Source organism: Massilia sp. GER05 (genome assembly GCF_052056005.1).
GTDB lineage: Bacteria > Pseudomonadota > Gammaproteobacteria > Burkholderiales > Burkholderiaceae_D > Telluria > Telluria orientalis.
Map to the genome: position 1 here is coordinate 4,403,831 of NZ_CP178858.1, position 13,817 is coordinate 4,417,647.

General features: G+C 69.9%; 12 protein-coding genes. 5 read left to right on the forward strand and 7 right to left on the reverse strand.

Annotated features, from left to right (window positions below; translation table 11 throughout):
- Positions 1-5: 5 nt before the first annotated feature.
- Positions 6-641: a response regulator transcription factor gene (locus ACL58G_RS19525; protein ID WP_413388862.1), complete on the reverse strand. Its 636-nt coding sequence runs from the start codon at positions 639-641 to the stop codon at positions 6-8.
- 195 nt (positions 642-836) lie between these two features.
- Here ACL58G_RS19525 and ACL58G_RS19530 point away from each other — a divergent pair, with 195 nt between their 5' ends.
- Positions 837-1,148 carry a hypothetical protein gene (locus ACL58G_RS19530; protein WP_440962868.1) on the forward strand — a complete coding sequence of 104 codons (312 nt, stop codon included), beginning with the start codon at positions 837-839 and terminating at the stop codon, positions 1,146-1,148.
- A gap of 4 nt (positions 1,149-1,152) precedes the next feature.
- Here ACL58G_RS19530 and ACL58G_RS19535 read toward each other — a convergent pair whose 3' ends face one another.
- The 3 genes from ACL58G_RS19535 to ACL58G_RS19545 form a co-directional block, all read right to left on the reverse strand.
- Positions 1,153-1,785: a response regulator gene (locus ACL58G_RS19535; protein ID WP_440962869.1), complete on the reverse strand. Its 633-nt coding sequence runs from the start codon at positions 1,783-1,785 to the stop codon at positions 1,153-1,155.
- A complete protein-coding gene (locus ACL58G_RS19540; protein ID WP_440962870.1) occupies positions 1,778-2,554 on the reverse strand; it encodes a sensor histidine kinase in 777 nt (258 codons plus the stop codon). The genes ACL58G_RS19535 and ACL58G_RS19540 overlap by 8 nt, the downstream gene beginning before the upstream one ends.
- 138 nt (positions 2,555-2,692) lie before the next feature.
- Positions 2,693-3,241: a Dps family protein gene (locus ACL58G_RS19545; RefSeq protein WP_413345959.1), complete on the reverse strand. Its 549-nt coding sequence runs from the start codon at positions 3,239-3,241 to the stop codon at positions 2,693-2,695.
- A gap of 119 nt (positions 3,242-3,360) precedes the next feature.
- Between ACL58G_RS19545 and ACL58G_RS19550 the strand changes: the two genes are divergently transcribed.
- Complete coding sequence (locus tag ACL58G_RS19550) at positions 3,361-4,302, forward strand: sensor domain-containing diguanylate cyclase (protein ID WP_413388857.1); 942 nt, start codon at positions 3,361-3,363, stop codon at positions 4,300-4,302.
- A gap of 6 nt (positions 4,303-4,308) precedes the next feature.
- On the opposite strand, the gene ACL58G_RS19555 is transcribed toward ACL58G_RS19550, so the two are convergent.
- Entirely contained in the window at positions 4,309-5,142 is an 834-nt protein-coding gene (locus ACL58G_RS19555) for a VPLPA-CTERM sorting domain-containing protein (protein ID WP_440962871.1), read from the reverse strand.
- A gap of 219 nt (positions 5,143-5,361) precedes the next feature.
- Here ACL58G_RS19555 and prsT point away from each other — a divergent pair, with 219 nt between their 5' ends.
- Positions 5,362-8,142 carry an XrtA/PEP-CTERM system TPR-repeat protein PrsT gene (prsT, locus tag ACL58G_RS19560; RefSeq protein ID WP_440962872.1) on the forward strand — a complete coding sequence of 927 codons (2,781 nt, stop codon included), beginning with the start codon at positions 5,362-5,364 and terminating at the stop codon, positions 8,140-8,142.
- A gap of 91 nt (positions 8,143-8,233) precedes the next feature.
- Here the strand turns inward: prsT and ACL58G_RS19565 are convergent, their stop codons facing one another.
- Positions 8,234-8,806, reverse strand: coding sequence for a hypothetical protein (locus ACL58G_RS19565; RefSeq protein WP_413388854.1), 573 nt, complete (start codon positions 8,804-8,806; stop codon positions 8,234-8,236).
- 125 nt (positions 8,807-8,931) lie between these two features.
- Here ACL58G_RS19565 and ACL58G_RS19570 point away from each other — a divergent pair, with 125 nt between their 5' ends.
- Complete coding sequence (locus ACL58G_RS19570) at positions 8,932-10,455, forward strand: FAD-dependent monooxygenase (RefSeq protein WP_440962873.1); 1,524 nt, start codon at positions 8,932-8,934, stop codon at positions 10,453-10,455.
- Here ACL58G_RS19570 and metE read toward each other — a convergent pair.
- Positions 10,452-12,782: a 5-methyltetrahydropteroyltriglutamate--homocysteine S-methyltransferase gene (gene metE / locus ACL58G_RS19575; protein ID WP_440962874.1), complete on the reverse strand. Its 2,331-nt coding sequence runs from the start codon at positions 12,780-12,782 to the stop codon at positions 10,452-10,454. The two genes, ACL58G_RS19570 and metE, sit on opposite strands and share 4 nt — an antisense overlap.
- Before the next feature lie 96 nt (positions 12,783-12,878).
- Between metE and ACL58G_RS19580 the strand changes: the two genes are divergently transcribed.
- Positions 12,879-13,817, forward strand: a complete 939-nt coding sequence (locus ACL58G_RS19580; RefSeq protein ID WP_413388851.1) for a LysR family transcriptional regulator — start codon at positions 12,879-12,881, stop codon at positions 13,815-13,817.

Consider the following 13,817-nt stretch of genomic DNA (forward strand, 5'->3'; position numbering starts at 1 on the left):
GCCGGTCAGAGGTCGATGAAGCCGCGCTGCACGGCGAGCGTGACGGCGTGCGCGCGGTCGTTCGCGCCCAGCTTCACGAGGATCGTGCTCATGTGCGTCTTGACCGTCGTCTCGCCGATGTGCAGCTGTTCGCCGATGGCGCGGTTCGAATGGCCGACGGCGGCGAGGCGCAGCACGTCGAGTTCGCGCGGCGACAGCGCGTCGCCGGCATAGTGGATCGCCACCTCGCGCCGCAGCGCCTGCGGCAGGATGTGCGAGCCGTTGTGCACTTCGCGCACGGTCGCCGCCAGTTCGCGGCCCGGGACGTTCTTCAGCAGGTAGGCGGAGGCGCCGGCCTTGAGCGCGGCAGCGATGCGGGCGTCGCCGTCGTAGGTCGTGAGCACGACGAGGCGGGCGTCCGGATGCATGCTGCGGATCGCGCGGATGGCTTCCAGGCCGTCCTTGCCGGGCATCTGCAGGTCGACGAGGGCCACGTCGGGGCGCCAGTTGGTGAAGAAACGGATCGCTTCGTCGCCGTCGCAGGCCTGAGCGATGACCTCGATGTTGCCGTGCGCGGTCAGCGAAGCGGCTATGCCTTCGCGCATCATCGGATGGTCGTCCGCGATCAGGACGCGGATCGGCGTGGCGCTGGGAGGGTTCATGCGGTGGAGTCTTTGGGGGCGGTACAGGGCAAGATTGTACAAGATTCCCCCTTATTGAGTCATGCCCCCCCGCCAAATGGGTGGGGAAAAAGACATGAACGGACGCTACGCTGGCAGCACCGGGGTCAGAGCGCGGTTCTTCTTTTGGCGCTCCGACCCCGGTTCTCTTACCACACAAGTCGCCGGAGTCCCAGCATGCGTGCCGCTAACGCCCCAACCACCGAACCCATCGACGTCGTCCGCATCCGCCTGTCCGCCGACGCCGGCGCAACGGCCGTCGTCAGCGAATTCCGGATGGCCAACCGCATCCTGGCCGCGTGGGCGGCGCAGGCCCGGCGCGACAGCCGCGTCGACTACGAGGTCACGTTCTTCGACGGCCTGCGCCTGTCCGGCCGCTACCCGCTGTTGCGCAAGGGCGGCAAGCCGCACGCATCGCTCAGCCGTGTGATCCGGCGGCTGTTCAAGGAAATGGCCGGCGGCCCCGCGCCATACCTGGTCGAGGGTTGAGCTCTCAGTATGCGTGGATCAGCCCCCGCCGCGCCGCCACGCAGGCCGCTTCGGTCCGGCACGAGACGTTCAGCTTGGACAGGATATTGTTGACGTGGTACTTGACCGTGCCGACGCCGATGTTCTCGGTGCGCGCGATCAGCTTGTTGCTCATGCCGGCCGACAGGTGCGCGAGGATCTCGAGCTCGCGGCGCGACAGGCGGTTGGCGTCCACGCGCCCGGCCAGCTTCTCGGCGAGGCCGGGCGCGAGGTAGCGGCGGTTGGCGGCCACCTGGCGCACGCATTGCACCACCTCGTCGAGGCCGGATTGCTTGAGCAGGTAGGCGCTGGCGCCGGCCAGCAGGCCGCGGTGCACGTCCTCGTCGCCGTCGTAGGTCGTCAGGATGACGATGCGGGCGTCCGGCACGATCGCGCGGATCTTGCGGATCGCCTCGACGCCGCCGCCACCGGGCATGTTCAGGTCGACGAGCATGACGTCGGGACGCAGACGCAGGTAGTGTTCAACGGCGGCGACGGCGTCGCCCGCTTCTCCGACCAGTTGCAGCGCCGGTTCGACGCCGATCAGCGCGGCGAGGCCGGCCCGGATCAGCGGGTGGTCGTCCGCGATGAGGACGGTGATGGGGCGCGGGTCATCCATGGACGGGCTCCACCGATGCGGTGGACGGATGCGCGTGCGCTGTGCGCGGCAGCGCGAAGCCGGCCGTGGCGCCGTGGTCCGGATTGGCGTCCAGCCAGAGGCGGCCGCCATGGGCGTCGGCGATGGCGCGGCAGATCGCCAATCCCAGGCCCATGCCGTGGGGCTTCGTCGTCGACAACGGGTCAAATGCGTCTGCGGCGGCGGCCGCATCGATGCCGGTGCCGTTGTCGCGCACGGTGACGACGATCTCGCCGCCGGGGCCGACGCGGGCGCGGATCGCCATCGAGCGGGTGCGGCCGCGCACGGGAGACAGCGCGTCCACGGCGTTGCCGACGAGGTTGCGCAGGAGCTGGCGCAGCTGCACGGGACTGGCCGCCACCGTGCGCGCACCCGGTGCCACCGTGACCTTGCAGGCGATGGCGTGGCGGCGCACGTCGGCCGCGTATTCGGCCAGCACGTCGTCGATGGCGGCGTCGAGGCGGCATTCGGTGCGCTCGAGCCGGACCTGGCCGGCCAGGGCGCGCACGCTCCTCACGATGGCGCTGGCGCGCTGCGACGCTTCCAGCACGGCGCACAAGGCGGCATGCGCCTGGGCCGGCGCCTGGGCGCGTTCGATGCAGCGCAGCGCCGCGTGGGCGTGCAGCGCGATGGCGGCCAGCGGCTGGTCGACCTCGTGGGCGATCGACGCGGCCAGTTGGCCGATCGTGGCCAGGCGCGCCTGCCGTTCGGGTTCAAGGCTCGCGGCCAGTGGGGGCGGGTGGGTGGTCATGGGCTGCTCCTCGTCCGGTGATCAGGGTGGTGCGGACGGAATGCCGCGCCACCCTGGTCATTGTCGGGACGAAGGCCGCCCGGGTCCAGCTATACAAAAGGATATGACATCACACTAAAGTATGATGTTCAGGCGCGCTCAGTTACGCTCGGCCTGGCGTGCCAGGTGTTCGCCGATGAACCAGCTTTGCAGTTCGTTGGCGCGCACGACCTGGCTGACGATCAGGTCGTTGCTGCCGTCGTCGCCGGCGTCGGACGCCGCGCGCGCCAGCGGACGCGCGTCCAGCAGGATCGTCTCGTGGGCGGCGGCCAGGCGTTCCAGCTGGGCGGGGGCCGATTCGCGGCCGCGCGGGGCGCGTGCGATCGACGATTCGCCGGCGATGTCGCCGGCCAGCGCGAACGTCACGCCGCCCAGGGTCTGGATGCGCTCCGCGATGGCGTCCATGATCGCGACCTGTTCTTCGTAGTGCTTGTCGAACAGCAGGTGCAGTTCGTAGAAGTTGGCGCCGGACGTCTGCCAGTGCGCTTTCTTGTAGGCGTCGCGCAGCGCCATCGTGTGCGCCAGCAGGCGGTTCAGGGCGCGCACGCTCTGCGACCGCGTCTGCTCCGGAAGACCGATGCGCACGGGCGCCAGCGCGCCGAATTCCTGGACGACGCCGGCATTGTCCTGGGTAGGTTGGTTGTCCATGGGAGACCTCGTGGTGGGAAATGGATGACAGCCCGAGTCTATCCATCGCCCGCCGCATGGGCACTGATCCAAAGGCCAGGCATTCCGGTAGTATGATGGTTTTCAGGTTCGGGAACGCCATGACCAACCATTCCGAGACCGGCGACGACGCCGGCGTCTACCGCACCCTGCTCGAATCCACGCAGGCCATCCCGTGGCGCATCGACTGGGCCTCCGCGCGCTTCACGTACATCGGTCCCCAGATCGAACGCGTGCTGGGCTGGCCCCAGGACAGCTGGAAGACGGTCGAGGACTGGGCCACGCGCATCCATGCGGAAGACCGGCAGAAGACGGTCGATTTCTGCGTGAGCCAGTCGCAGCAGGGCACCGATCACGAAGCCGATTACCGCGCCCTGACTGCCGACGGCGAATACGTGTGGATCCGTGACGTCGTGCACGTGATCCGGCGGGCCGACGGGGCCGTGGACTGCCTGGTGGGCTTCATGTTCGACATCAGTGAACGCAAACGGGCCGAGGACAAGATCCTGCAGCTGCAGAAGGAGCTGGAGGCGCTGTCGTACCGCGACCCGCTAACCGGCATCGCCAACCGGCGCATGTTCGACCGGATCCTCGACGTCGAGTGGGGCAAGGCCCGTGCGCTGGGCGAGCCGCTGTCGCTCGTGATGGTCGACATCGATTACTTCAAGCAGTACAACGACCGCTACGGCCATCCGCAGGGCGACGCCTGCCTGAAGGAGGTGGCGCGGGTGCTGGACCGCGCGGCATCGCGCACGCGCGACCTGTGCGCGCGCCTGGGCGGCGAAGAGTTCGCGCTGGTGCTGCCCGCGACGGACGAGGCGGCGGCGCTGGCGGTGGCGGCGCGGTGCGCTCGGCGGCTGGCGCAGGCGGCGCTGCCCCATGCGGCGTCCGGCGTGGCGGACGTCGTCACGTGCAGCATGGGCGTGGCGACGATCGTCCCGGGCAGCCAGGACCAGCCGGCCGGACTCGTCGAGGTGGCCGACACGCGGTTGTACCGTGCCAAGGCGGCGGGACGCAACAGGATTGCCGGCAGCGCCGGCTGAAAGGAATCAGACGGCCGCTGCGCCTGGGGGCAGTGCACCCACAGCGCGGCGGCGGCGTGCCATGCCGAGCGCGCCGAGGCCGACGAACAGCAAGGCGGCGGTGCCCGGCAGCGGGATGTGCACGCCCATGGCCACGCCTTCGAGGACGTCGTTCTGGCAGGTCTCGCCCCAGTGCATCGCGAACGAGCTGTAGTCCATCAGTTCCGAACCGGAGAGGTTGATGGTGAACGTCAGGGCGCCGGTCGAGACGGCCCATTTGCCGGACAGGCCCGTGTCCTTGACCGTGGACGAGTTGGTGTTCACGGCCGTTTCCTCGTTCTCGCGGTAGTTGCAGTTCGAGCACTTGATGTAGCTGTTCGAATTGAGGATGTTCTGCGCGTTGGTCGCGCCGTTCAGGGCGTACAGCTTGAAGTCGCCGCCCGAGTTGCTCCAGCGGTTGTCGAGCGCGAAGCCGTAGTCCCAGACGGTGCCCTTGGTGGCGTTGTCGGACGTGTAGTGATTGCTGGACGTGCCCGCGGCATTCCACGTGTCGGACAGGAACACGTCGCCGTAGCCGATGCCCTTGCCGGTCGCACCGGTCAGGCCGTCCTTGCCCCACGTCGGGCTGACGCCCGCCTTGCCCGCGAAGCTCGTATTGATCGTGATGGTCAGCACACTCCCGGCGCGCGCGATCGTCGCCTTGGAGATATCGTATTCGGTGCCCCCGATGACGTCCGCGGCGCCCTGGTTGTCGTAGCCATAATAGGCGGTGACGCCGGAGTCGGTGATGGTCGCGGCCCACCCCTGGCTGGCGCCGAGGATGAATGCAGCCGAGACGGCCAGCTTGAGCGCTTTTTTCACAGAATCTCCCGGATATATTTACACGTTGACCAGCATCAGCTCGTATCATGCCACGGATAAACTTAACTTGTAAATAAATTATTTATTACCGATGAGAGCCGTGATCTTTTTACAACTGTTCGCGGTGGCGTGGTATTGCGGTCATGCCCGTCGGGTTTTGCTTGCCATAAACGGCCTTGCCCCACGAAAATGCACCATTCATCTATAACAAGATCAGCGATGTCCTCCCCACCTCCACGCACCAGCCGCCTGGCCGCCGTCCTCGTGGCCCTTGTTCTCGCCGCCGCGCTTCCGGCCTGCAAGCAGCAGACGGCGGAGCAGCAGCGGGCCCACGCTGCCCAATTGCGCGCGAAAGGGGATTTTCGCGGTGCCCTCATCGTCCTCAAGAATGCGCTGGACGCCGACCCGCGCAGTGCGGACACGCGCTACCAGCTCGCCCAGGTCTACCTCGACCTGGGCGACAGTACGACGGCCGAAAAGGAAGCCCGGCAGGCGCTGGACCGGGGCCATGCGCGCGGACCGGCGCTGGCGGCGCTGGCTGCGGCGCTCGTGCTGGAAGGCCAGCACCAGAAGGCGCTGGACGAGACGGCCGGCGGCCCGGACGACCCGGGCTTGTCCACCGCGCGCGGCGACGCCTGCCTGGCCCTGCGCCGCAACGACGAGGCGCGGGCTGCCTACGAACACGTGCTTGCCAAGCGTGCGGACGACCCGGCGGCGCTCGTCGGCCTGGGCCGGCTCGCCATCGTCGAGGGCCATGCGGACGCCGCCCACGGCTACGCCGACCGCGTGCTGGCCCGCGATCCGCGCAACGTCGACGCGCTGATGTTCAAGGCCGACCTCGTGCGCGCGGGCGAGCGGCCCGAGGACGCGCTGGCGCTGTACGACCGCGTGCTGGCCGTCAGCCCGCAACACCGCACGGCCCACGTGGAAAAAGCCTATCTCGCCATCGGCCTGCGCAAGCCGCAGATGGCGCAGGCCGAGCTGGACCTGGCCGCGAAGGGCGCACCCGGCAGCCTGCTCGTCGCGTACACGCAGGCGCTGCTCGACTATACGACCGACAAGCCCGACGCCGCGCGCGACGTGCTGTACAAGGTGCTCAAGGCCGTGCCGGACCACATGCCCAGCGTGCTGCTGGCCGGCGCCGTCGACCTGAAGCTTGGATCGAACTACCAGGCGGAGCAGCATTTCCGCCGTTACCTGGAACGCAATCCGGCCAACGTCTACGCGCGCAAGATGCTGGCGCAGGCGCTGATCGGCTCCGGCCACGGGGACGAGGCGCGCACCGTGCTGGAGCCCGTGCTCGATGCCCGCCAGGCCGATGCCGAAGTGCTGGCGCTGGCCGCCGACGCCAACCTGAAGGCGCGCCGCTACGACCAGGCCGCCGACCTGTTCGCGCGCGCCACTAGCCTGGACGGTGCGTCGGCCACGCTGCGCACGGGCCTGGGACTGGCGCGGCTGGGCGCGGGCGCGACCGACGACGCGGTGCGCGAGCTGCAGGCGGCGACGGCGCTCGACGAGCGTTCGCCGGAGGCCGTCGAGGCCCTCGTGCAGGCGAACCTGCGCCTGGGCCGGCGCGACGCCGCACTCGATGCGGCGCTCGCGCTGGAGCGCAACCAGCCCGACCGGCCGCTGGCCCACGCGCTCAAGGGCCAGGTACTGGCGGCCCAGGGCAAGGCGGACGCGGCGCGCGCCAGTTTCGCACGCGCGCTGCAGCTCGATCCCGCGTACTACCGGGCCGCGGCGAGCCTGTCGCAGCTGGCGCTCGACGCCGGCCAGCCGGCGCAGGCGCGCCAGGTGCTGGTCGACTTCCTGGCAAAGAACAAGCAGAGCGTGGCCGCGATGGACGGCCTGGCGACACTGGCCGAGCGCACGCAGGACAGCGCCGAGGTGACGCGCTGGCTGGAACAGGCCGCCGCCGTCGACCCGCACGCGATCGGGCCCGGCGTCGACCTGTGCGCGCACTATTTGCGCACGGGCCAGACGGACAAGGCGCTGGAACTGGCGCGCCGCCTGCAGGTGAGCCATCCGGAAAACCCGGACCTGCTGGATTTGCGCGGGAAGGCCGAGCTGGCGCGGGGCGACCTGCCGGCCGCGCTGGAATCGTACAAGCAGCTGGCCCAGGCGCTGCCGCGCTCCGCGCCCGCGCTGATGCAGGTCGCGGCGCTGCGGCTCGTGATGAACAACACGACGCAGGCCGAGGAAGACCTCAAGAGCGTGCTGGCGATCCAGCCCGATTTCCCGTCGGCCCAGCTGGAACTGGCCGCGCTGTACGTGCGCAAGGGCTCGCACGACCTGGCGCTGATGGTCGCGGAACACATGCAGAAGCAGCATCCGCAAGGCGCGGCCGGCTACCAGTTGCAGGGCGACATCCTGATGGCCAAGCGCCAGCCGGCCGCCGCGCTGGCCGCGTTCGAGCGCGCGTCCGCGCTGCATGCGACGAACGAACTCGCGATCAAGATCGACAACGCGCTGCGCCGGGCCGGCCGCGTCGCGGACGCCGACGGCCGCCTGGCGAAATGGCTGGCGGCGCATCCGGACGACGTGCGCGTGCTCGCGTACCGCGCGCAGACGTGGATGGGCGCGAACGAGTTCAAGCGGGCCGCCGCCCAGCTGGAAGACGTGCTGCGGCGCCAGCCCGGCAACCCCGTTGCGCTGAACAATCTTGCGCTGTGCTACCAGGCGTTGGGCGACGCGCGCGCGCAGGCAACGGCCGAGGCGGCGCTGAACGCTGCGCCGAAGCGCGCGGACGTGATGGATACGCTGGCCTGGATCCTCGTCGGCAACGGGAACGCCGGCCGCGCGGTGACCCTGCTGCGCGAGGCGCAGGCGCTCGCACCGAAGGCGCGCGACATCCGCTACCACCTGGCGGCGGCGCTGGCCGCCAGCGGCGACAAGGCCGCGGCGCGCAAGGAACTCGACGGGTTGCTGGCCGGCGACATGGGGTTTGCGCAGGCGGACGAGGCGCGCAAGCTGATGGAAAAACTGAAGACGGGCGGGTGATCAGCCGTCGTCGTCCTCGCGCAAGCGGGGACCCATACTGATCCGAACGGGGACACTCGGCATGGATTCCCGCCTGTGCGGGAATGACGGCTTATTGGCGTGGCGTCCAGCCCAGCCGTTCCTCGATCACCCCGCGATACAACGTCCGGATATCCCCCGGAATCCGGCGCACGTATTCCTCGGCCCTGGCCCGCTCCTCCCCCTGCAGCCCGGCCAGCAGCGCGACCGCCTCGTGCGGGCTGGGCGCGCGTTCGCTGACGCCGGCAAACTTGGCCGGCAGCGCCGTCCACACGACCGCATCGACGTCACGGGTTGCCATCCAGTCCGCGATGGACGCCACGATGGCCGCCGGCGTCTTCGCAGGCAGGCCGGGCGGCACCGGGTCGGGCAGGCTGCCCACCCATTGCGGATACTCGGGCCGGATCTTTTCGCGCCGGCGCAGCATCTCGCGGGCGTCATCGAGGCCGGCCGCGTCGAGCCGCGCCCAGCGCGTGGGCACGGGCGGCGCGGGCGCGTGCAGGACGAGGGCCAGTTCGGCGCTGTCGTCGCTGTCGCGCACGAATTCCAGCGGCAGGGCCGGGCCGTCCGGCTGCCAGTCCGACGCCAGCTTCAAGGGGCCGGGTTCCCAGATCAGCGAACCCCAGGCGATGCAGACGATGTTCACGGCGCCATCCTTTCCTCTAACAAGCCCGACCGGTGCATTGTAGCGGGACGCGCGTAACATACTGTATCGTTATCGTGCGCCGTATGCGGCGGATTTCCTGCCATTCTGTTCTGCGAGGAGGCGACATGGACGAGACCGAAGTATTGATCGCGGGGGCCGGACCGACCGGCCTCGTGCTGGCGCTGTGGCTCGTGCGCCAGGGCATCGACGTGCGGATCGTGGACCGCAGCGCGGGGCCGGGCACGAGCTCGCGCGCGATGGCCGTGCAGGCGCGCACGCTGGAACTGTACCGCCAGCTCGACCTGGTGGACGAGATCGTCGCGGGTGGCCTGCGCAATCCCGCCATCAACCTGTGGGCAAAGGGCGAACGGCGCGCGCGCCTGTCCTTCCGCGACGCCGGCCGCGAACTGACCCCGTATCCGTTCGTGCTGATCTATCCGCAGGACCGCCACGAGCGGGTGCTCGTGCGGCGCCTGGAGGAGGCGGGCGTGACGGTCGAGCGCAATACCGAATTGTTGGGCTTCGAGCAGGATGCGGCGGGCGTGACGGCGCGGTTGCGCGGCCCGGCGGGCGAGTCGGTGTGCCGCGCCGCCTGGCTGGCCGGGTGCGATGGCGCGCACTCCATCGTGCGCCATCAGCTGGGGACCGGTTTCGAGGGCGGCACGTACCAGCACACGTTCTACGTCGCCGACGTGGAGGTGAGCGGCCCGGCGGCGAACGGGGAGATCCACCTGTCGCTGGAGGAGGGCGATTTCGCCGCGCTGTTCTCGTATGATCAGCTGGGCAATGCCCGCCTGATCGGCGCCGTACGCGACGCCGAGGTGCGCGAGGGCCACACGCTGGCGTTCGACGACGTGCGCCAGCGCGCCATCGCGAGCCTGGGCTTGACCATCCGGCAGGTGAACTGGTTCTCGACCTACCGCGTGCACCACCGGGTGACGGGGCATTACCGGTCCGGACGGGCGCTGCTGCTGGGCGACGCGGCCCACGTCCACAGCCCGGCCGGCGGCCAGGGCATGAACACGGGGATCGGCGACGCGATCAACGTCGCGTGGAAGCTGGCCCACGTGCTGCGGGGCCGGGCGCCGGAAACGCTCATCGATACCTACGAGGCCGAGCGCAAGGCGTTCGCCCAGCGGCTGGTCGAGACGACGGACCGCGCGTTCTCGTTCGTCGTCGCCGAGGGCGGGTTCGCGGACTTCGTGCGCACGCACATCGCACCCCTGTTCGCGTCGGCCGCGTACGGCATCGAACCGGTGCGGGCGTTCATGTTCCGGGTGCTGTCGCAGATGGGCATCCATTATCCCGACAGCCCGCTGTCGGCCGGCAGCGCCGGCCACGTTCGCGGCGGCGACCGGCTGCCGTGGGCGGGCTACGGCGGCGGTCCGGACAACCACGCGCCGCTGGCGGCGATCGCCTGGCAGGTGCACGTGTACGGCGAGGCGGCGCCGGCGCTGCAGGCCTGGTGCGCCGGGCGCGGCATCGAACTGTACCGCTACGACTGGTGCGACGCGTGCCAGGCGGCCGGTCTCGTGCGCGACGCGGTCTATCTCGTGCGGCCGGATACGTATGTCGCGCTGGTGGACCGGGCGGGGGAGCGGGATACGCTGGAAGCCTATTTCACCACGCGCGGTATTCACCCGGTCTAGGCCGCCTGCACCTGCCCGCCACCCGCTTCATCCCGCAACAGCCGCGCCGCCGCCACCATGTTGCGCAGCGCCGCTTCCGTCTCCGGCCAGGCCCGCGTCTTGAGCCCGCAGTCCGGGTTCACCCACAGCCGGTCGGCCGGCACGACGGCGCTCGCCTTGCGCAGCCGGCGCACCATGTCGGACGTCGCCGGGACGCGCGGCGAGTGGATGTCGTACACGCCCGGGCCGATCTCGTTCGGGTACGCGAATGCGCCGAAACCGGCCAGCAGTTCCATGTCCGAGCGACTCGTCTCGATCGTGATCACGTCGGCGTCCAGCGCCGCGATGGCCGGCAGGATGTCGTTGAACTCGGCGTAGCACATATGGGTGTGGATCTGCGTCGCGTCGGCGACGCCGCTCGCGGCGATGCGGAATGCGCGGCCGGCCCAGTCCAGGTAGGCGCCGCGGGTGGCGCGGCGCAGCGGCAGGCCTTCGCGCAGCGCCGGCTCGTCGATTTGCACGATGCCGATGCCGGCCCGTTCCAGGTCGGTGACTTCGGCGCGGATCGCCAGTGCGATCTGGGCGCAGGTGAGGGCGCGCGGCTGGTCGTCGCGCACGAACGACCATTGCAGGATCGTGACAGGCCCCGTCAGCATGCCCTTCAGCGGCCGCGCCGTGAGGCTTTGCGCGTACGCGGTCCACGCCACCGTCATCGGCGCGGGGCGGGCCACGTCGCCGTACAGCACGGGCGGCTTCACGCAGCGCGAGCCGTACGACTGCACCCAGCCGTTGGCGCTGAACGCGAAACCGTCCAGTTGCTCGCCGAAGTATTCGACCATGTCGTTGCGCTCGGCCTCGCCGTGGACGAGGACGTCTAGCCCGAGGTCTTCCTGCACCTGCACGGCATGGGCGATCTCGGCGCGCATCGCGGTGTCGTACGCGGCATCCGCCAGCTCGCCGCGGCGCCACGCCGCACGTGCGGCGCGGATGGCCGGGGTTTGCGGAAACGAGCCGATCGTCGTGGTCGGGAACGCGGGCAGGCCGAAGCGGGCGCGCTGCACGGCCTGGCGTTGCGCGAACGGGGCGGCGCGGCGGTCGGCGTCCGGCGGCAGCGCGGCCAGTGCGGCGGCCACGTCGGGGCGCGCGACGCGTGGGCTGGCGCGGCGGGCGGCCAGCGCGGCGCGCGCGGCGGCGAGATCCATCGCGACGGTCCGTTCGCCGCCGGTCAACGCCTGTTTCAGGATGCGCAGCTCGTTCAGTTTTTCACGCGCGCCGGCCAGCCAGGTGCGCAGTTCGGCGTCGAGGGCGGCGTCGTGGGCGAGCGTGAACGGCACGTGCAGCAGCGAGCAGGAAGGCGCGAGCCACACGGCGCCGGCGCGGCGCTCGAGCACGGGACGCAGGCGTTCGAGGCAGGCGTCGAGATCGGCGCGCCAGATGTTGCGGCCGTCGACGATGCCGACCGACAGCACCTTGTGGTCCGGCAGCCAGTCCGCGACGGGGCGCAGCTCTTCCGGCGCACGGACGCCGTCCACGTGCAGGCCCGCGACCGGGAGCTTGCACGCGAGGCTCAGGTTTTCCTGCAGCGGCGAGAAATACGTGGCCAGCAGCAACGGCACGCCGGCGCCATGCAGCAGGTGATATGCGCGTTCGAATGCGAGCGACCAGTCGCCCGGCAGGTCCAGGCCGAGGATCGGCTCGTCCAGCTGGACCCACTCGGCGCCGGCCGCCTTCAGGCGGGCCAGCAGGTTGCAGTACACCGGCAGCAGCGCGTCCAGCAGTGCGAGGCGGTCGGCGCCGTCCTTGGCCTTGCCCAGCCACAGGAACGACAGCGGACCGGCCAGCGTCACCTTGACGGCGTGGCCCAGCGCGCGTGCTTCCGCCACCTGCTCCAGCAGGCGGTCCGGCGCGAGGTCGAAGCGCGTGGCCGCGTCGAATTCCGGCACGAGATAGTGGTAGTTCGTGTCGAACCACTTGGTCATCTCCAGCGCCGGCTTGCCGTGCGACGTGTGCCCGCAGCCGCAATCGTCGTGCGCTTCCGTCGCCACGCCGCGCGCCAGCGTGAACAGTTGCTGTAGCGGCGTTTCGGCGCCGGTGAAGCCGAAGCGCGCCGGCGCGCAGCCGAACAGCAGCACGTGGTCGGCCACCTGGTCGTAGAACGCGAAATCGCCCACGCTGACGAAGTCCAGGCCGGCCGCGCGCTGGTCGGCCCAGTGGCGTGCGCGCAGCTCGGCGGCGACGGCCTCCAGCGCCTGCTCGTCGATTTCGCCGCGCCAGTGACGCTCCAGCGCGAATTTCAGCTCGCGCTGGGCGCCGATGCGGGGATAACCGAGAATATGAGTTTTGATCATGTTGTTGCCTCATCTGGATGAATAAGTCTTGTCATCATCGATGAGCAACCGGCATAATTCAAACGAATTATTTTTCTGTCCAGATGAATTCCGCTCATGCCGACCTCGATCCTCGACCTGCGCCACCTGCGCACCTTGCTGGCCCTCCTTGAATCCGGCAGCGTGTCGCGCGCGGCCGCGCTGCAGAACGTGACGCAATCCGCGCTGTCGCACCAGTTGAAGGCGCTGGAAGAGTTCTATGGGTTGACGCTGTTCGAGCGCAAGTCCGCGCCGGTCGCGTTCACGCCCGCCGGCCGGCGCCTGCTGGAGCTGGCGCAGGACGTGATCCCGGCCGTCGACCGGGCCGAGCGCGACATCGCGCGCCTGACGGGCCACGGCGCGGGCAAGCTGCGCATCGCCGTCGAGTGCCACACGTGCTTCGACTGGCTGATGCCGTCGATGGACGCGCTGCGCCTGCGCTGGCCGGAGGTCGAGCAGGACATCGTGTCCGGCTTCCAGTCCGATCCCGTCGGGCTGCTGCACCAGGACCGCGCCGACGTCGCCATCGTGTCGGAGGTCGATGCGGACGAGCGCGACGTGGATGTCTACCCGCTGTTCGAGTTCGACATCGTCGCGATCCTGCCGCTGGGCCATCCGCTGCTGGCGCGCGACCACCTCGTGGCCGCCGACTTCGCCGGCCAGACCCTGATCACGTATCCGGTGCCGGACGAGATGCTGGACCTCGTGCGCCAGGTGCTGCGGCCCGCGGGCGTGGAACCGCCGCGCCGCACGACGGAGCTGACGGTGGCGATGCTGCAACTGGTGGCGAGCGGACGGGGTTTCGCGGCGCTGCCGCTGTGGGCCGTGCAGACTTACCTGCAGCGCGGCTACGTGGCGCAGCAGCGCATCGGGGCGGGCGGATTGACGGGGCGCCTGTACGCGGTCATGCGCCAGGCCAAGGGAGAACGCGGCCGCGACGACGCCTACCTGGAGGATTTCGTGCAGGTGATGCGCGAGACGTCGTTGCGGACCTTGCCGGGTATCCGGCTGCTGTGA